The sequence below is a fragment of the Pseudomonas sp. R9.37 genome (assembly GCF_963878885.1).
Classification (GTDB): domain Bacteria; phylum Pseudomonadota; class Gammaproteobacteria; order Pseudomonadales; family Pseudomonadaceae; genus Aquipseudomonas.
Map to the genome: position 1 here is coordinate 1 of NZ_CAWNZA010000011.1, position 17,359 is coordinate 17,359.

Annotated in this window: 18 protein-coding genes; 10 read left to right on the forward strand and 8 right to left on the reverse strand. The window is 59.4% G+C overall.

Annotated features, from left to right (window positions below):
• Window positions 1-161 precede the first annotated feature (161 nt).
• The gene (gene tyrS, locus AACU78_RS06670) at window positions 162-1,361 is read right to left on the reverse strand and encodes a tyrosine--tRNA ligase (RefSeq protein WP_106575488.1); all 1,200 of its coding nucleotides are present in this window, start codon (window positions 1,359-1,361) and stop codon (window positions 162-164) included.
• A 209-nt stretch (window positions 1,362-1,570) separates the two neighbouring features.
• Between tyrS and AACU78_RS06675 the strand changes: the two genes are divergently transcribed.
• Together AACU78_RS06675 and AACU78_RS06680 are read left to right on the forward strand one after the other, a co-directional pair.
• Window positions 1,571-2,983 (forward strand): peptidoglycan DD-metalloendopeptidase family protein, encoded by a 1,413-nt coding sequence (locus AACU78_RS06675; RefSeq protein ID WP_106575489.1) that lies wholly within the window; start codon window positions 1,571-1,573, stop codon window positions 2,981-2,983.
• 3 nt (window positions 2,984-2,986) lie between these two features.
• The gene (locus AACU78_RS06680; RefSeq protein ID WP_106575490.1) at window positions 2,987-4,078 is read left to right on the forward strand and encodes an anhydro-N-acetylmuramic acid kinase; all 1,092 of its coding nucleotides are present in this window, start codon (window positions 2,987-2,989) and stop codon (window positions 4,076-4,078) included.
• Between the two features lie 64 nt (window positions 4,079-4,142).
• On the opposite strand, the gene erpA is transcribed toward AACU78_RS06680, so the two are convergent.
• Entirely contained in the window at window positions 4,143-4,493 is a 351-nt protein-coding gene (erpA, locus tag AACU78_RS06685; protein ID WP_003176443.1) for an iron-sulfur cluster insertion protein ErpA, read from the reverse strand.
• Window positions 4,494-4,658: 165 nt separating this feature from the next.
• On the reverse strand, window positions 4,659-5,693 hold the full coding sequence (gene argC / locus AACU78_RS06690) for an N-acetyl-gamma-glutamyl-phosphate reductase (protein WP_106575491.1): 1,035 nt from the start codon (window positions 5,691-5,693) through the stop codon (window positions 4,659-4,661).
• 136 nt (window positions 5,694-5,829) lie between these two features.
• Between argC and hemJ the strand changes: the two genes are divergently transcribed.
• The 6 genes from hemJ to coq7 all read left to right on the forward strand — a co-directional run bounded on the left by hemJ (window position 5,830) and on the right by coq7 (window position 10,282).
• Window positions 5,830-6,258 carry a protoporphyrinogen oxidase HemJ gene (gene hemJ, locus AACU78_RS06695; protein WP_106575492.1) on the forward strand — a complete coding sequence of 143 codons (429 nt, stop codon included), beginning with the start codon at window positions 5,830-5,832 and terminating at the stop codon, window positions 6,256-6,258.
• A 24-nt stretch (window positions 6,259-6,282) separates the two neighbouring features.
• On the forward strand, window positions 6,283-7,245 hold the full coding sequence (locus AACU78_RS06700) for an NAD(P)H-dependent flavin oxidoreductase (protein WP_106575493.1): 963 nt from the start codon (window positions 6,283-6,285) through the stop codon (window positions 7,243-7,245).
• Window positions 7,246-7,316: 71 nt separating this feature from the next.
• Window positions 7,317-8,282, forward strand: a complete 966-nt coding sequence (locus AACU78_RS06705) for a DUF805 domain-containing protein (protein ID WP_106575494.1) — start codon at window positions 7,317-7,319, stop codon at window positions 8,280-8,282.
• 62 nt (window positions 8,283-8,344) lie between these two features.
• Window positions 8,345-9,133, forward strand: a complete 789-nt coding sequence (locus AACU78_RS06710; protein WP_106575495.1) for an SDR family NAD(P)-dependent oxidoreductase — start codon at window positions 8,345-8,347, stop codon at window positions 9,131-9,133.
• 45 nt (window positions 9,134-9,178) lie between these two features.
• Window positions 9,179-9,517: a histidine triad nucleotide-binding protein gene (locus AACU78_RS06715; protein WP_106575496.1), complete on the forward strand. Its 339-nt coding sequence runs from the start codon at window positions 9,179-9,181 to the stop codon at window positions 9,515-9,517.
• Window positions 9,518-9,634: 117 nt separating this feature from the next.
• Window positions 9,635-10,282: a 2-polyprenyl-3-methyl-6-methoxy-1,4-benzoquinone monooxygenase gene (gene coq7, locus AACU78_RS06720; RefSeq protein WP_106575497.1), complete on the forward strand. Its 648-nt coding sequence runs from the start codon at window positions 9,635-9,637 to the stop codon at window positions 10,280-10,282.
• Window positions 10,283-10,347: 65 nt separating this feature from the next.
• Here coq7 and AACU78_RS06725 read toward each other — a convergent pair whose 3' ends face one another.
• Window positions 10,348-10,770 (reverse strand): OsmC family protein, encoded by a 423-nt coding sequence (locus tag AACU78_RS06725; protein WP_005792019.1) that lies wholly within the window; start codon window positions 10,768-10,770, stop codon window positions 10,348-10,350.
• Window positions 10,771-11,020: 250 nt separating this feature from the next.
• Between AACU78_RS06725 and crp the strand changes: the two genes are divergently transcribed.
• A complete protein-coding gene (gene crp / locus AACU78_RS06730) occupies window positions 11,021-11,665 on the forward strand; it encodes a cAMP-activated global transcriptional regulator CRP (RefSeq protein WP_106575498.1) in 645 nt (214 codons plus the stop codon).
• Here crp and AACU78_RS06735 read toward each other — a convergent pair.
• The 4 genes from AACU78_RS06735 to AACU78_RS06750 all read right to left on the reverse strand — a co-directional run bounded on the left by AACU78_RS06735 (window position 11,662) and on the right by AACU78_RS06750 (window position 15,000).
• On the reverse strand, window positions 11,662-12,357 hold the full coding sequence (locus tag AACU78_RS06735; RefSeq protein ID WP_106575499.1) for a lipoate--protein ligase family protein: 696 nt from the start codon (window positions 12,355-12,357) through the stop codon (window positions 11,662-11,664). The genes crp and AACU78_RS06735 overlap by 4 nt on opposite strands.
• Before the next feature lie 157 nt (window positions 12,358-12,514).
• Complete coding sequence (trpC, locus tag AACU78_RS06740; protein WP_106575501.1) at window positions 12,515-13,351, reverse strand: indole-3-glycerol phosphate synthase TrpC; 837 nt, start codon at window positions 13,349-13,351, stop codon at window positions 12,515-12,517.
• Window positions 13,348-14,397, reverse strand: a complete 1,050-nt coding sequence (gene trpD / locus AACU78_RS06745) for an anthranilate phosphoribosyltransferase (RefSeq protein WP_106575502.1) — start codon at window positions 14,395-14,397, stop codon at window positions 13,348-13,350. Before trpD ends, trpC begins: the two co-directional genes overlap by 4 nt.
• 9 nt (window positions 14,398-14,406) lie before the next feature.
• Window positions 14,407-15,000, reverse strand: coding sequence for an aminodeoxychorismate/anthranilate synthase component II (locus AACU78_RS06750; protein ID WP_094951420.1), 594 nt, complete (start codon window positions 14,998-15,000; stop codon window positions 14,407-14,409).
• A gap of 422 nt (window positions 15,001-15,422) precedes the next feature.
• Between AACU78_RS06750 and estP the strand changes: the two genes are divergently transcribed.
• Window positions 15,423-17,345, forward strand: coding sequence for an esterase EstP (gene estP / locus AACU78_RS06755; RefSeq protein ID WP_106575503.1), 1,923 nt, complete (start codon window positions 15,423-15,425; stop codon window positions 17,343-17,345).
• The last annotated feature ends 14 nt before the right edge of the window (window positions 17,346-17,359 follow it).

Consider the following 17,359-nt stretch of genomic DNA (forward strand, 5'->3'; position numbering starts at 1 on the left):
CACTGCTCTACCAACTCCTTCTGGGCTTCGATGAACTGAAGCAACTCGCTGTCGAATTCTGCGTAACTCTTTGTTTACCAAGGAGTTTTCCGTTTCGACTGCGCCGGAAGTGGGGCGAATTATAGACAGATATAAAACGCCGTCAACACTTAATTTCAGGTTTATTCGGATTTAAGCGTAATACGCGCAAATGCCTTCTTACCGGCCTGGCAAACGTGGGTAGCGCCCAGCTGGTATATAAAGGTGCGATCAACAACCTCACCATCTATACGCACGCCGCCGGAACCCAACAGGTCACGCGCAACCGCCGAGTTCTTCACCAAGCCAGCTTTGTTAAGCACTGCAGCGATCGGCATCGCTTCAGCAGCAGTCAGCTCGATCTCCGGCAGATCATCCGGCAACTCGCCATCCTTCATACGATTGCCTGCCGCACGGTGAGCACTTGCCGCAGCCTCTTCACCATGAAAGCGCGCCACAATCTCTTCGGCCAACTTGATCTTGACGTCACGCGGATTGGCACCCGCCTCGACGTCAGCACGCAGCGCATTGATCTCATCCATCGAGCGGAAACTCAACAGCTCAAAGTAACGCCACATCAACGCGTCCGGAATTGAAACCAGCTTGCCGTACATCACACCCGGCGCTTCCTGAATACCTACATAGTTACCCAAGGACTTGGACATCTTCTTGACGCCATCCAACCCCTCCAGCAACGGCATGGTCAGAATGCACTGCGCCTCTTGCCCATACGCACGCTGAAGCTCACGACCCATCAGCAGGTTGAACTTCTGATCGGTGCCCCCCAATTCAACGTCCGCGCGCAACGCCACCGAGTCATACCCTTGAACCAGCGGGTACAGGAACTCGTGAATCGCGATCGGCTGATTAGTGGAGTAGCGCTTGTCGAAGTCATCGCGCTCAAGCATGCGCGCCACGGTGTACTGAGATGTCAGGCGGATAAAGTCAGCCGGCCCCATCTTGTCCATCCAGGTGGAGTTGAAGGCCACCTCGGTCTTGGCCGGATCGAGAATCTTGAACACTTGAGTCTTATAGGTCTCGGCATTGTCGAGAACCTGCTCACGGGTCAGCGGCGGTCGCGTTGCGCTCTTGCCGCTTGGATCACCGATCATCCCGGTGAAGTCACCTATAAGGAAGATGACTTGATGCCCCAGCTCCTGGAACTGACGCAGCTTATTAATAAGCACGGTGTGACCCAGGTGCAGATCCGGCGCCGTTGGATCGAAGCCAGCCTTAATACGCAGGGGTTGGCCACGCTTGAGCTTTTCGATCAGCTCGGCCTCGACCAACAGTTCTTCCGCACCACGTTTTATCAGCGCTAGCTGCTCTTCAACCGACTTCATAACAGACCCGCAAGGCTCAGATTCAAAAGGGAACCAACCATACAAGATCAGGGACTAATTACAAGTTTTGCCCTGCGCACGGACACCGTTCAGCAAGCCCAGCGTTCGCAAGCTTGCGCCACAGATGATTTGGTTATATTTTATACAGTTATTTCATCTTCATCATGTCATTCATCTTTTCCATTTCATCTTCAAAGTCAAAATTACTTATGACCACAGAACCGTCTAAAGCGCCGCCGCTTTACCCGAAGACCCACCTGCTCGCCGCAAGTGGTATCGCCGCTCTTCTCAGCCTGGCACTCCTGGTATTCCCTTCCAGTGACGTAGAAGCCAAACGAACATCCCTGAGCCTTGACCTGGAAAGTCCAGTTGAACAACTGACACAAGATCAAGACGCTGCTGAAGCGCAACAAGCCACAAATGCACCAACCGAATCACCCTTTGCGCAGATAGAAAGCACTCCCGAAGACACTCAACAAGCCACTCAAGAGCCGCCTGCGGCCGTTGCGGACAAGAATTCCCTGCACCGCGAAGTGATCGTGGCCAAAGGCGACACTCTCTCAACGCTGTTTGAGAAAGTGGGCCTGCCCGCCTCTACTGTTAATGAGGTGTTGGCGAGCGATAAACAAGCCAAACAATTCACTCAGCTCAAGCACGGGCAGAAGCTTCAGTTCGAGCTGGCACCCAACGGCCAGCTGAACAACCTGCACAGCAATGTCAGCGACCTCGAAAGCATCTCGCTGACCAAAGGCGCCAAAGGCTTTGCCTTCAACCGCATCACCACCAAACCGGTGATGCGCTCCGCCTACATACATGGCGTGATCAACAGCTCGCTGTCGCAATCGGCCGCCCGCGCCGGCTTGTCCCACAGCATGACCATGGACATGGCCAGTGTGTTTGGCTACGACATCGACTTCGCTCAGGACATTCGCCAAGGCGACGAATTCGACGTGATCTACGAGCAGAAAGTCGCCAACGGCAAAGTGGTCGGCACCGGCGCCATCCTTTCGGCGCGTTTCACCAACCGTGGCAAGACCTACACCGCCGTTCGCTATACCAACAAACAAGGCAATACCAGCTACTACACGGCTGATGGCAACAGCATGCGCAAGGCGTTCATCCGCACGCCGGTAGATTTCGCCCGCATCAGCTCACGTTTCTCCATGGGCCGCAAACACCCGATCCTGAACAAGATCCGCGCTCACAAAGGCGTCGACTATGCCGCCCCGCGTGGCACGCCGATCAAAGCAGCCGGCGATGGCAAGGTGTTGCTGGCCGGGCGTCGCGGTGGCTACGGCAATACCGTGATCATCCAGCACGGCAACACCTACCGCACGCTGTATGGCCACATGCAAGGGTTCGCCAAAGGCGTGTCCACAGGCAGTAACGTCAAGCAAGGCCAGGTGATCGGCTACATCGGCACCACTGGCCTGTCCACTGGCCCGCACTTGCACTATGAATTCCAGGTGAATGGCGTTCACGTCGACCCATTGGGCCAGAAGCTGCCGATGGCCGACCCGATCGCCAAAGCCGAGCGCGCACGCTTCCTGCAGCAAAGCCAGCCGCTAATGGCCCGCATGGACCAGGAGCGCTCTACCCTGCTGGCCTCGGCGAAGCGTTAAGGTATGCCGCGCTATATAGGTGTGATGTCCGGGACCAGCCTTGATGGCCTGGATATCGCCCTGATCGAACAAGACCCGGCGATCAAGTTGATCGCCACGCACTACATCCCGATGCCCGAGACCCTGCGCGCCGAGTTGCTAAGCCTGTGCGCCAGCGGCCCGGATGAGATCGCACGTTCAGCGATTGCCCAGCAACACTGGGTAACGCTCGCCGCCCAGGGCATCCACGCCTTGCTGCAACAGCAGAACCTCAAGCCGGAAGACATTCGCGCCATTGGCAGCCACGGGCAGACGATCCGCCATGAGCCGGCCCGTGGCTTTACCGTTCAGATCGGTAACCCTGCGCTGCTAACCGAGCTGACAGGCATCACCGTGGTCAGCGACTTCCGCAGCCGCGACGTCGCTGCCGGCGGCCAGGGCGCGCCGCTCGTGCCGGCGTTTCATGAGGCGTTGTTCGGTGAGCGTGCCGGCAACCGTGTCGTATTAAACGTAGGCGGGTTCAGCAACCTCAGCCTGATCGAGACCGGCAAGCCGGTCGCCGGCTTCGACTGCGGCCCCGGAAACGTCTTGCTGGATGCCTGGATTCACCAACAGCGCGGCGAGCACTTTGACCGCGACGGGCAGTGGGCCGCCAGTGGCAAGGTTGAGCCTCAGTTGCTCAGCCGCCTACTCAGCGACCCCTTCTTCCTCACCAAAGGCCCGAAAAGTACCGGACGTGAAGTCTTCAACCTGAGCTGGCTGCAGCAACACCTCGGCACATTACCCGCGTTTAAGCCTCAGGACGTACAGGCAACCCTGCTTGAACTGACGGCACTGACCATCGTTGAATCCCTGCAAACCGCACAGTCCGCGACTGAAACGCTGCTGGTCTGTGGCGGCGGCGCGCATAACGCCACGCTGATGAACCGTCTGGCGGCGCTGCTGCCGTCCACCCAAGTCAGCAGCACCGCCACTTATGGCGTCGATCCCGACTGGGTCGAAGCCATGGCCTTCGCCTGGCTGGCCCATTGCTGCCTTGAAGGCATTGCCGCCAACCGCCCCAGCGTCACCGGCGCACGTGGGCTGCGGGTACTGGGCGCGATTTACCCGGCCTGACTCCCAGACAGCAAAACGCCGCTTGGCCTTTCAAAGCCAAGCGGCGTTTTTTATCTGCTATGGATCAGATCGAGAACGAAGACCCGCACCCACACGTCGTGGTGGCATTCGGGTTCTTGATCACGAAACGCGAACCTTCCAGACCTTCCTGGTAATCCACCTCGGCACCTGCCAGGTATTGGAAGCTCATCGGGTCCACGACCAGGCTGACGCCTTCGCGCTCGACAATAGTGTCATCATCGGCCACATCTTCATCGAAGGTAAAACCGTACTGAAACCCTGAACAACCGCCGCCCGTAACAAATACGCGCAGCTTCAAGCGATCATTACCCTCTTCATCGACCAGGCTCTTCACCTTGTGCGCAGCACCGTGGGTGAATTGCAAAGCCGTGGGGGTGAAGGACTCAACGCTCATGCTGATAATCTCCCGGCGTACCGCCGCCATATGCGTAATGGCGGGCATTATCCGCTTCTCCTAGAAAAGCGGTCAACTATTGTTACGGTATATCAATCTGCGTTGCCGCCATTAAAAACACAAAAGGCCCGATCAACGGGCCTTTTGCACAGCAGCAGGCAAGCCTTACGGCAGCATGCCCGCGTGGGACAGGCCCAGCTTTTCATCCAGGCCAAACAGGATGTTCAGGTTCTGCACCGCCTGGCCCGAGGCGCCCTTGACCAGGTTGTCGATGACCGACAACACCACCACCAGGTCGCCATCCTGCGGACGGTGCACGGCAATACGGCAGACGTTGGCACCACGCACGCTGCGGGTTTCCGGATGGCTGCCAGCTGGCATTACATCGACGAACGGTTCGTTGGCATAACGCTTTTCAAACAGCGCCTGCAGATCTACCGAACGATCGACCACGGTTGCGTACAGCGTGGAGTGAATGCCACGAATCATCGGCGTCAGGTGCGGCACGAACGTCAGACCGACCTCTTTGCCAGCGGCACGCCGCAGCCCTTGACGAATTTCCGGCAAGTGGCGGTGCCCTTTTACCGCATAGGCTTTCATGCTTTCGGACGTTTCGGAGTACAGCGAACCCACAGCTGCCCCACGACCGGCGCCGCTCACACCCGACTTGCAGTCTGCGATCAGGCGCGAAGTGTCCGCCAGCCCGGCTTCGAGCAATGGCAGGAAACCCAACTGCGTGGCAGTCGGGTAGCAACCCGGCACCGCGATCAGGCGTGCTTGCCTGATCTGCTCGCGATTGACTTCAGGCAGGCCGTATACCGCCTCTTCCAGCAATTGAGGCGCGCCGTGCGGCTGGCCGTACCATTTGGCCCATTCGTCAGCATCCTGCAGACGGAAATCGGCCGACAGATCGATGACCTTGGTCCCCGCCGCCAGCAGTTCACCGGCCAGTGCATGCGCCACCCCGTGAGGCGTTGCGAAAAACACCACGTCACAGGCGCCAAGGGTCTTGATGTCCGGCACGCTGAACGCCAGGCCGTCGTAGTGGCCTCGCAGGTTGGGGTACATATCGGCCACGGCCAGTCCGGCCTCGGATCGGGAAGTGATAACCACCACCTCAGCTTGCGGATGCTGAGCCAACAGACGCAGCAATTCGACACCGGTGTAACCCGTGCCGCCGACGATACCGACCTTGACCATAAACCTGCCCTCAACGAACCCACTGGAAAGCCGTCGATAATAGGGGCCACATCGCCCTGCGACAACCGTCAACGTGACGTACGGGCGCATGAGCCACTACTATCTTCAGTTACCGTAAACCTGGGAATAACTAGAAATGCTCTATCTATGGATCAAAGCCTTCCACATCGTCGCTATCGTCTGCTGGTTTGCCGGGCTGTTCTACCTGCCCCGCCTGTTCGTCTATCACGCCCAAAGTGAAGACACCGTCAGCAAAGAACGCTTCAGCGTCATGGAGCGCAAGCTCTACCGCGGCATCATGGGCCCGGCGATGATCGCCACGCTGATATTCGGCGGCTGGCTGATCTACCTCAACCCTGCCATCTTTCAATCCGGTGCCTGGATCCACGCCAAACTGACCCTGGTCGTGCTGCTCATCGGTTACCACCATATATGCGGCGCACAGGTAAAACGCTTTGCCCGTGGCGAAAACACCCGCAGCCATGTCTTTTATCGCTGGTTCAATGAAGTACCGGTTCTGATATTGCTGGCTGTCGTAATTTTGGTCGTGGTCAAACCGTTCTAACTTCAATCACTCGGGGTACCTCCAATGTCGCTGCCCGCTTTGCTTGAACAACGTCTGCGCCTGCCCGTGGTGGCTGCGCCGATGTTCCTGATTTCCAACCCGCAACTGGTACTGGCCTGCTGTCGCAATGGCGTGGTCGGGAGTTTCCCGGCACTGAACCAACGTGAAAGCAGCGGCTTCGAGGCCTGGCTGGAAGAAATCGAAGCGGGCCTGGCGCAGCTGGATAACCCCGCGCCGTATGCCGTCAACCTGATCGTGCACAACAGCAACCCCCGCCTGGAGGCCGATCTGGCGATCTGTGTGGCGCACAAAGTGCCGATCGTCATCACCAGCCTGGGTGCGGTGAAAGAACTGGTCGATGCCGTGCACAGCTACGGCGGTCTGGTGTTTCACGACGTCACCACCCGGCGCCACGCCGAGAAAGCCGCAGAGGCTGGTGTTGATGGCCTGATCGCCGTGGCTGCAGGCGCCGGGGGCCATGCCGGCACCTGGAGTCCGTTCGCGCTGATCGCCGAAATTCGGCAGTTCTTCGACAAAACCCTGCTGTTGGCAGGCTGCCTCAACCATGGCCACGAGATCCTCGCCGCCCAGCTGTTGGGCGCAGACCTCGCCTACTTCGGCACACGCTTTATCGGCACCACTGAAAGCCATGCCCCGGATGCGTATAAAGAGATGCTGCTCACATCGCGTGCCGCCGACATCGTGCACACTCCCGCAGTGTCCGGCGTGCCCGCCAGCTTTATGCGCCAGAGCCTGGAAAACGCCGGTTTCGACCTCGCAGCCTTACAGGGCAAAGGCGAAGTCAACTTCGGCTCCAAGCTCAAGCCGTTGAGCGACGAGGCCAAGGCATGGAAAACGGTGTGGTCTGCGGGCCAGGGCGTCGGTGAGATTGATGATCTGCCCGGCGTCGATGAACTGATTGCCCGCCTGGATGCCGAATACCGCAAGGCCCGCGAACAGGCGACACAACTGCGCTGGCCACGCTGATACACTCGCCAGGCCTGCCGATTGAAGCGGGCCGGCAACTCCCCTCCTTTACCAGTGACAAGGATGCCCGCATGAGCGACAACCGTTTCAAGATCGTGTTTGACGGAGCCTTGCTCCCGGGTGTCGAAAGCACCACGGCCAAACTCAACCTCGCCGAGTTGTTCAAGAGCGATGTCGAGTCGATCGAAAAGCTCTTCACCGGACGCCCCGTTGCGCTCAAGCGTGACCTGTCGCGCGCGGATGCCGAGACCTACCTGACTGCGCTGAAAAACGCCGGTGTTGATGCCCGCATCGAAGATGAGCAGCCCGTGGCGTTCAGCCTTGCCGAAACCCACGAAACGCAGACCAGCGCCGCTGATTTTTCGCGCGCCGCCGCCTCGCCTTACGCGCCACCCCGTGCAGCCGTGGGGGATAACACCGAGGAATTCGCAACGCTCAAGGTTTTCACCATTCACGGGCGTATCGGTCGCCTGCGCTACCTGGCCTGGACGTTGGTATTGACCGTCGCCATGCTGGTCGCCGCGGGCATTATCAGCACCGCCAGTTTCGCCGTCGCCACCGCCTCGCCAATAGCCGGCGCTATTCTCGGCTCGCTGCTGGGTTTCGCGCTGTTTGTTGCACTGGTCTGGGTCAGCGTGCAAATCGGCGTGCAACGCCTGCACGATCTGGGCTGGTCTGGCTGGCTGTACTTCCTGAACCTGGTGCCCTTGGTGAACAGCGTTTTCCCGCTGTTGCTGCTGGTGCTGCCCGGTAATCCAGGTGCCAACCAATACGGCCCTCCGCCACCGCGCAACTCTACTGCGGTGAAGGTGCTGGCTGCCATGTGGCTGGCGTTCATTCCGGTGATGCTCGCCATCCTGGTCACGCTGGGCATGAACGGTTACCTGAATCAATTCGAAGCCAATATGAGCAATAGCTACGAAAGCAGCTCCATCAATGCCGATGACGACACTGATCAAAGCGTCATCGTCGATGAAGAAGACGGCGCGCAAAGTGCTGACGACGCAGCCGAACCTGTAGACTCTCCAGAACAGTGAGAAACGCCCGGCGCCTGTGATGCCTCTGTCACAGGCCCGGCGGCGTTGCGATGGAGAAAGGCATGACCCGTTACGCTCTGATCACCGGTGCCTCCAGCGGCATCGGCCTGGCCTTGGCCGAAGCATTGGCCCGTCGCGGCCGCAGCTTGATTCTGGTGGCCCGCCAGCGTGATCAGTTGGAAAGCATTGCAATCGAATTGACTCAACGCTTTGGCGTCGAGGTGTTGTTTCGCGCCTGCGATCTGGGCGAGCCGCTGCGCCTGTCCGGGTTCCTGCTGGAGCTTGAAGAGGGCGAGCGGCAGATCGACCTGCTGGTCAACTGCGCCGGCATCGGCACCAGCGGACCGTTCCTGGCCCAGGACTGGATGACCGAACAAGACCTGATCGAAGTCAACATCCTGGCCCTGACCCGTATGTGCCATGCCCTGGGCAATGCCATGGCGCTGCATGGCGGCGGGCAGATTCTTAACGTTGCTTCGGTCGCCGCGTTTCAGCCGGGCCCATGGATGAGCAGCTATTACGCCAGCAAGGCGTATGTACTGCACTTCTCCGAAGGGCTGCGCGAAGAGTTGAAGAGCTGTGGCATCAAGGTCTCGGTGCTGTGCCCCGGCCCCACACGCACAGCCTTTTTTGGTACCGCGCAAATGGACACCGCCAAACTCGACCGCAGCCAACAACTGATGAGCCCGGAAGAAGTCGCGCTTTATACCGTGCGAGCCTTGGAAAGAAACAAAGCCATCATCATTCCCGGGCTGCGCAACCGTTGGCTGGCGTTCAGCCCGCGCCTGAGCCCCCGCTGGCTGACCCGCAAGATTGCCGGCGCGATCAACAAGGCCTATTGCCCACGTTGACGGCCTGGGTACACTCCCCTGCACTTTCACAATGGAGAAACAGCTGTGGATACTCTGTTCACCAAGATCATCAACAGGGAAATACCGGCGAAGATCATCTATGAAGATGACCAGGTCCTCGCTTTCCACGATATTGCCCCGATGGCGCCCGTGCATTTTCTGGTCATTCCAAAAAAGCCGATCCGCACCCTCAATGACCTCACCGAAGACGATAAAGCCCTGGCCGGCCATATTCTGTTTACCGCTCAGCGTCTGGCTGTGGAACAGGGCTGCGAGAAAGGCTTTCGCGTGGTGATGAACTGCAATGAAGAAGGCGGGCAGACCGTTTATCACATTCATATGCACGTGCTGGGGCAGCGCCAGATGAACTGGCCACCGGGCTGATCAGCCTTCCTGCAGATGTCGCGGCCCAGTGCTGCGACTTCATGCCCTTGACTCAACGCAAACGCTTCGCCCTCTCTTGCGGTAAACTGGCCGCCGAGATTCTTCCCGGAGGTCAGCATGACTACCCAACGTCACTACTCGCCGATTGACCGTCTGTTGCTGCAAGCCGACATGGCCATGCGCACGCTGTTGCCGTTCAGCGGCCAACCGTACCGCCCATCGCCCGCAATCGTGCAGCCGGATTCGCAGATGAGCGAGACCGACACCCGCCACGTCGTCGGTCTGATGCGCATCAACCATACCGGCGAAGTCTGTGCCCAGGCGCTGTACCAGGGCCAGGCGCTGACCGCCAAGCTGCCGCAGGTGCGCGCGGCGATGGAACATGCCGCCGAGGAAGAAATCGACCACCTGGCCTGGTGTGAGCAGCGCATTCGTCAGTTGGGCAGCCATACGAGCGTGCTGAACCCACTGTTTTATGGTTTGTCGTTTGGTATCGGCGCTGCTGCCGGCCTGATCAGTGACAAGGTCAGCCTTGGCTTTGTCGCAGCGACGGAACATCAGGTGTGCAAACATCTGGATGAACACCTGGAACAGCTGCCGGCCGAAGACGAAAAGTCCCGGGCCATTCTCGAGCAGATGCGCATTGATGAAGAACACCACGCAGACAGCGCACTGGATGCGGGCGGCTTTCGCTTCCCGGCGCCGGTGCGGTTTGGCATGAGCCTGTTGGCCAAAGTCATGACCAAGAGCACCTATCGCATCTAAGTGCATTGAATCTGACCCACAAAAAAGGGCGCCACACAGGCGCCCTTTCTTTTGCCGCTTGGCGATCAACCCAACTCGATGATTTCATAATCATGAGTGATTGCCACACCGGCCGCGCCCAGCATGATCGACGCCGAGCAATACTTCTCGGCCGACAGCTCGATGGCACGCTTGACTTGGGCTTCTTTCAGCGCCCGGCCCTTCACCACGAAATGCATGTGGATCTTGGTGAACACCTTCGGGTCTTCAGTGGCGCGCTCGGCTTCCAGGAAGGCTTCGCAGCTTTCCACGGCCTGGCGGGACTTCTTCAGGATGCTGACCACGTCGAAATTGCTGCAACCGCCGACACCCAGCAGGAGCATTTCCATCGGACGTACGCCCAGGTTACGGCCACCGGCTTCCGGCGGGCCATCCATGACCACCACATGGCCACTGCCCGACTCACCGAGGAACATGGCTTCGCCCGCCCATTGGATGCGTGCCTTCATCGCCCAGACTCCACTGCTAAAAAAGGGTCGCCAGCTTAGCACAGGGCCTTGGAACCGCAGCGTCCTGCCTTCAAAGCGATCAATGACAGCGTTTGCTCGGTAAATTCCTTAATCGAGGCAGAATGTGTCTGGTAAGCTGGCGCCAATTCAATGGCGCATTGCCATCCTTTGTACAGCGTGTATCAATGCCGACATCGCTGGATAAAAAAATAAATCCAACCACACCGTGCAGTCTTTCCGGGATACAACCATGGTTGCTCTTACTCCCACACCCAAGATCAAGAATCTCGACAAGCTGCTGATGCATTGCCAGCGCCGGCGTTATCCGGCCAAGCACAACATCATCTGCGCGGGCGAACGTTCCGAAACGCTGTTCTTCATCATCAAAGGCTCGGTCACTATCCTGATCGAGGATGAAGACGGTCGCGAGATGATCATCGCCTACCTCAATACCGGCGATTTCTTCGGGGAGCTGGGGCTGTTCGAGCAAGCCGGCAAAGAGCAGGAACGCAGCGCCTGGGTGCGCGCCAAGATTGAATGCGACGTTGCCGAAATCAGTTACGCGAAATTCCGCGAATTGGCCCAGCATGATCCCGACATCCTTTACGCCCTGAGCGGCCAGATTGCCCAGCGCCTGCGCGACACCACGCGCAAAGTCGGTGACCTGGCGTTCTTTGACGTCACCGGCCGCGTGGCCCGTTGCCTGCTGGAGCTGTGCAAGCAACCGGATGCCATGACCCATCCGGACGGCATGCAGATCAAAGTCACGCGTCAGGAAATCGGGCGCATTGTCGGCTGCTCACGGGAAATGGTCGGTCGCGTACTCAAGGACCTGGAAGAGCGCAACCTGGTGCACGTCAAAGGCAAGACCATGGTGGTGTTCGGTACGCGTTAACCCGCCAGGAAGCCGGCCAGCATTTGACGGTACAAGGTATCCAGCCGGCTGATCGCATCCGGCGCGGGAAAGGCTTCATGCAGTGCGATATGGCTGTCGGCACGTACACGCTGGTCGAGGCCGCAGGCTTCATTGAAACGGTTGACCGCTGCAATCAATTCCTCGCGATCGTCATCCAGCAACAGGGCACCGTGCACCAACCCCACCGGGCGGCCGCCGCTCTGTCGCCAGCGCTGGGCGGTACCCACCATCTTGCGACCGTTGAGGTTGACGTTGTAACGACCGTCGCAAAACGCACCGTCGATTTCACCGACGGACGCATCACCGCCCAACTCAATCAATAAGTCGCAGATCGGCTGGCACAAACGCTGGTAACCGGTTTCGATGCGCCCTTGATCGCCTTCGCTGCGTGGCGGCGCGTACACCAGGGCGATATTGACGGTAGCGCCAGACTGCGGCACCGGCTCACCGCCGGTTTCACGCAGCAATACCGGCCAACCGGCATCGGCTGATACGTGGCTCGCGGCTTCAAACGCGGGCAAGCGGCTCAAGCGACGCGGCATGACCAGCGCTTGGTCGCTGGGCTGCCAGAACAGCAGCCCGAACGCTCGCTCGCCAGCGCAAACGGCCGCCAACAGGTCTTGTTCGGCAGCGAGGCCTGCTTCTACGGTCATCGATAGGGGTTGAATCATCAAACACCTACTTCTCTGAATAGACACAAAACCAATGTGGGAGCTGGCTTGCCTGCGATACAGGCACCTCGGTGTATCAGTTACACCCTGGTGATGCTATCGCAGGCAAGCCAGCTCCCACACAAGCCCGCTCCCACATTGTTGACCGCAATCCAAATCAGTCTAATGTGGAGCCGCTGACCGCCACGCCACGCTCAGGGAAGAACAAACGCTGCAGTTCCGCCCCCGGGTTCTCGGCGCGCATAAAGGTTTCGCCCACCAGGAACGAGTACACACCGCTGATTTCCATCAGTTCCACATCGGCGCGGTTAACGATGCCACTCTCGGTGATCACCAGACGGTCGCGCGGAATTCGCGGCAACAGGTCCAGCGTGTTTTCCAGGCTGACTTCAAAAGTGTGCAGGTTGCGGTTATTGACCCCCACCAACGGTGTATCGAGGGTTTTCAGTGCACGCTCCAGCTCATCGCCATCGTGGACTTCCACCAGCACATCCAGGCCAACACTTTTGGCCACGGCTGCCAACTCGGCCATCTTCACGTCATCCAGTGCAGAGACGATCAGCAGCACGCAGTCGGCGCCCAAGGCACGGGCTTCGACGATTTGGTATGGGTCGACCATGAAGTCTTTGCGGATCACCGGCAACTTGCACGCCGCGCGGGCCTGTTGCAGGAACAGGTCGCAGCCCTGGAAGTAGTCGATGTCGGTCAGGACCGACAGGCAGGTCGCGCCGCCCTTCTCGTAGCTCTTGGCAATCTCTTCAGGAATAAAGAGCTCGCGAATCACGCCCTTGCTGGGTGAGGCTTTTTTGATCTCGGCAATGACCGCGGGCTGCTTGTCCTTGGCCTGCTTTATCAGGGCATTGGCAAAACCACGCGGCGCGTCGGCGATCTTCGCTTGAGCTTCCAACTCGGCCAGGCTGACGCGGGCGCGACGCTCGGCGACTTCTTCAGCCTTGCGGGCCAGGATTTTTTCCAGAACGGTCGGAACACTCATCCTTCATTCTCCATCTTGAACACCGCAGTAAAGGCACCCAGTTCTTCGAGCTTCTCGCGAGCGAGCCCGGTGTGCAATGCATCATGTGCGAGGGCCACGCCCTCTTTGAGACTGTAGGCGTGATCGGCGGCATACAGTGCCGCGCCGGCATTGAGCACGATCATTTCGGCAGCTTTCTGGCCGTTTTCCGTTTTGCGACGCCCCAGGGCATCCCGAATCAATTCAAGCGAGGCGGCCGGGCTTTCCACCGACAGGCCATGCAGGCTCTGGCTTTTCATGCCGAGGTCTTCGGGCTCGACCCAGTACTCGGTGACTTGGTCATTCTTCAGTTCCGCCACAAAGGTCGGGGCTGCCAGGCTGAACTCGTCCAAACCGTCTTTGGAATGCACCACCAGCACATGCTTGCTGCCCAGGCGTTGCAACACCTCGGCCAAGGGGCGGCACAGCGCCTGACTGAACACACCCACCACCTGATGTTTCACACCGGCCGGATTCGTAAGCGGGCCGAGCATGTTGAACAGGGTGCGCAGGCCAAGGTCCTTGCGCGGGCCGGCGGCGTGTTTCATCGCACCGTGGTGGGATTGAGCAAACATGAAGCCAATGCCGACGCTGTCGATGCAGCGCGCCACTTGTACCGGCGTCAGGTTCAGGTAGATCCCGGCCGCTTCCAGCAAGTCGGCGCTGCCGCTCTTGCCAGACACCGCGCGGTTACCGTGCTTGGCCACGGTGCAACCGGCCGCCGCGACCACAAAGGAGGAAGCCGTCGACACGTTGAAGATATTCGCACCGTCACCGCCGGTGCCGACCACATCGACCACGCCGTCGAGGGTCTTGAGTTCGACCTTGTCGGCCAGCTCACGCATCACCGACACAGCGCCGACGATTTCGTCGATGCTTTCGCTCTTCATGCGCATCGCCATCATGAACGCGCCGATCTGCGCGTCAGTGCATTGGCCGGTCATGATCTCGCGCATCACATCGCTCATTTCAGCGGTGCTCAGGTCCAGATGGCCGACGATACGGCTCAGGGCAGTCTTGATATCCATGGAAAGTCCTTAGCGCGTGCCGCCGCTCTGCTTGAGAAAGTTAGCGAACAGCTCGTAGCCCTGCTCGGTCAGGATCGACTCGGGGTGAAATTGCACCCCTTCGATATTCAGTGTCTTGTGGCGCAGGCCCATGATCTCATCGACCGAACCGTCTTCCAGCTGGGTCCAGGCGGTCAGCTCCAGACACTCGGGCAGGGTCTCACGCTTGACCACCAGCGAGTGGTAGCGCGTGACCGTTACCGGCAGGTTCAGACCGTGGAATACGCCCAGGTCTTTATGGAACACCGGGCTGGTCTTGCCATGCATCACCTGGCGCGCGCGAACTACATCACCGCCAAAGGCCTGGCCAATGGACTGGTGGCCCAGGCACACGCCCAGGATCGGCAACTTGCCAGCGAAATATTTGATCGCCTCCAGGGACACACCGGCTTCGGTCGGCGTGCAAGGGCCTGGCGAAACCACGATGCGCTCCGGGTTCAGGGCGGCGATTTCGGCGACCGTCAGTTCGTCATTGCGCACGACCTTGACCTCGGCACCGAGCTCGCCCAGGTACTGCACAACGTTGTAGGTAAAGGAGTCGTAGTTATCAATCATCAGCAACATGTGGGTTCAAACCTCTTGAATTCACTGATTTCGAATGACCGCCTTCCGAGAGTGACCCGCTGCCAGACGCACGTTCCGGTTGCCAGGGTTAGCCGGCAAGGGGCGTCAAAACAACGGGTGAAGAAGGCAAATCGGTACAGGTCCGGCCAAGCCGGCAGAGAAAAATGTCAGGCGCGCCAACGCCAACGGGCGTGTGCCTTGACTACTCGCATCAAGAGTTTGCTGATGATCAACACGGGGAGGGTCTCATTCATACGTTCAGGCACAGTAACGTAGCCTCGCCAGCGGTGCAATATGGAGCCGCGAATACGGGGTAATCACGACGAAATCTTTATAGGAAAAAACTGTTTTCTTCACAGAGAACCCTCACTACATTGCTAGTGTTTCGCTTCCGATACAAAAACAACTAAATGGAATTTTGCATGTTCAGACCTCCGTTTTTCGCACCGCTTGCCGGCTGCCTCTTATCACTGGCCTGCGCGCAGGCGTTCGCAGCCTCCTCACCGTATTCAACCATGGTCGTTTTCGGCGACAGCCTGGCCGATGCCGGTCAGTTCCCGGATGGCTCCAATGGCGCCACGCTACGCTTTACCAACCGCACCGGCCCGACCTTCCAGGGCGATTACGGCCTGGTTTCGTCGACTTTGCTCGGTTCCCGGCTGGGTGTTGCGCCAAACGACCTGAATGCCTCCACCTCGCCGGTTCGCGCGGCGCAAGGTTTGCCCGACGGCAACAACTGGGCAGTCGGGGGCTACCGTACCGACAACATCCTGGATTCCATTACCTCGGTCTCCAACGCGGCGATTCCGCCTGGCAACCCCGGTGGCGGTACGGTGTTGCGCAGTCGCCAGGGTTATCTGCCGGCAAACGGCGGGCGAGCCGACCCCAACGCGCTGTATTTCCTGTCCGGTGGCGGCAATGACTTCCTGCAAGGCCGCGTCCTCAGCCCAGGCCAGGCTGTTGCCGCCGGCGGGCGCCTGGCCGACAGTGCCCAAGTGCTGCAACAGGCCGGCGCGCGCTACATCATGGTGTGGATGCTGCCCGACCTGGGCCTGACTCCAGCCATCAACGGCACGCCGCTGCAGGCGTCGAGTTCGGCCCTGAGCAACCTCTTCAACCAGTCACTGGTGCAGCGCCTGTCTCAGATCGATGCGCAGATCATCCCGTTGAATATTCCGCTGCTGCTCAATGAAGCCTTCGCCAACCCGGCCCGCTTTGGCCTGGCGACCGGACAAAACCTCACCGGTACCTGTTTCAGCGGCAACAGCTGCACCGCCAACCCGACCTACGGCATTGGCGGCACCAGCCCGGACCCGACCAAGCTGATCTACAACGACTCGGTCCACCCCACCATCGCCGGGCAACGCTTGATCGCCGACTACGCCTATTCACTGCTTGCGGCGCCGTGGGAACTGACCTTGCTGCCGGAGATGGCCCAAGGCACGTTGCGCGCCCATCAGGACGAACTGCGCAACCAATGGCAAGCGGACAACGGCAATTGGCAAGCCGTTGGCCAATGGCGTGCCATCGTGGCCGGTGGCGGCCAACGCCTGAACTTCGATGATCAAAACAGCTCGGCCAGCGGCGACGGCAGTGGCTACAACCTGAATGTCGGGGGCAGCTACCGGCTCGACGAAAACTGGCGCGTAGGCGTGGCAGCCGGCCTGTATCGGCAGACGCTTGAAGCCGGCGCCAGCGATTCGGACTACAAGCTCAACAGCTACATGGGCACCGCTTTCGCCCAATACCAGCAAAACCATTGGTGGGCGGACGCGGCGTTGACCGGCGGCAAACTGGACTTCGACAGCCTCAAGCGCAAGTTCGCCCTGGGCGTCAGCGAAGGCTCCGAAAAAGGCGACACCGACGGCTGGCTCTGGGCCCTCAGCGGCCGCGTGGGTTACGACATTGCCGGCGCCGGCAGCGACTGGCACCTGTCACCGTTCATCAGCGCCGACTATGCACGGGTCGAGGTCGATGGCTATTCGGAAAAGGACAGCCGCTCCACCGCACTGACCTTTGACGATCAACAACGCGACTCCAAGCGCCTGGGCGTCGGCTTGCAGGGCAGCTATCGCGTCACGCCGCAAACCCAGGTGTTTGGCGAAGTGGCCCACGAGCATGAGTTCGAAAACGACACACAGAGAGTGAAGATGTCGCTCAACAGCGTGCCAGGGATCGATTTCAAGCTGGACGGCTACACGCCACGCAGCAATTCGGATCGCTTGAGTCTGGGCGTCAGCCACAAGCTGACCCAGGAGCTGGCGTTACGGGCGGCGTATAACGTGAGCAAGGATGACAATTTGACCCAGCAAGGGGTGAGTGTGGGGGTGAGTCTGGATTTCTAAACTGCTTATAAGAT

Coding starts and splice junctions, on each gene's coding strand:
- tyrS (WP_106575488.1), bottom strand. CDS start 1,361: ATGAAGTCGGTTGAAGAGCAGCTAGCGCTGATAAAACGTGGTGCGGAA.
- AACU78_RS06675 (WP_106575489.1), top strand. CDS start 1,571: ATGACCACAGAACCGTCTAAAGCGCCGCCGCTTTACCCGAAGACCCAC.
- AACU78_RS06680 (WP_106575490.1), top strand. CDS start 2,987: ATGCCGCGCTATATAGGTGTGATGTCCGGGACCAGCCTTGATGGCCTG.
- erpA (WP_003176443.1), bottom strand. CDS start 4,493: ATGAGCGTTGAGTCCTTCACCCCCACGGCTTTGCAATTCACCCACGGT.
- argC (WP_106575491.1), bottom strand. CDS start 5,693: ATGGTCAAGGTCGGTATCGTCGGCGGCACGGGTTACACCGGTGTCGAA.
- hemJ (WP_106575492.1), top strand. CDS start 5,830: ATGCTCTATCTATGGATCAAAGCCTTCCACATCGTCGCTATCGTCTGC.
- AACU78_RS06700 (WP_106575493.1), top strand. CDS start 6,283: ATGTCGCTGCCCGCTTTGCTTGAACAACGTCTGCGCCTGCCCGTGGTG.
- AACU78_RS06705 (WP_106575494.1), top strand. CDS start 7,317: ATGAGCGACAACCGTTTCAAGATCGTGTTTGACGGAGCCTTGCTCCCG.
- AACU78_RS06710 (WP_106575495.1), top strand. CDS start 8,345: ATGACCCGTTACGCTCTGATCACCGGTGCCTCCAGCGGCATCGGCCTG.
- coq7 (WP_106575497.1), top strand. CDS start 9,635: ATGACTACCCAACGTCACTACTCGCCGATTGACCGTCTGTTGCTGCAA.
- AACU78_RS06725 (WP_005792019.1), bottom strand. CDS start 10,770: ATGAAGGCACGCATCCAATGGGCGGGCGAAGCCATGTTCCTCGGTGAG.
- crp (WP_106575498.1), top strand. CDS start 11,021: ATGGTTGCTCTTACTCCCACACCCAAGATCAAGAATCTCGACAAGCTG.
- AACU78_RS06735 (WP_106575499.1), bottom strand. CDS start 12,357: ATGATTCAACCCCTATCGATGACCGTAGAAGCAGGCCTCGCTGCCGAA.
- trpC (WP_106575501.1), bottom strand. CDS start 13,351: ATGAGTGTTCCGACCGTTCTGGAAAAAATCCTGGCCCGCAAGGCTGAA.
- trpD (WP_106575502.1), bottom strand. CDS start 14,397: ATGGATATCAAGACTGCCCTGAGCCGTATCGTCGGCCATCTGGACCTG.
- AACU78_RS06750 (WP_094951420.1), bottom strand. CDS start 15,000: ATGTTGCTGATGATTGATAACTACGACTCCTTTACCTACAACGTTGTG.
- estP (WP_106575503.1), top strand. CDS start 15,423: ATGTTCAGACCTCCGTTTTTCGCACCGCTTGCCGGCTGCCTCTTATCA.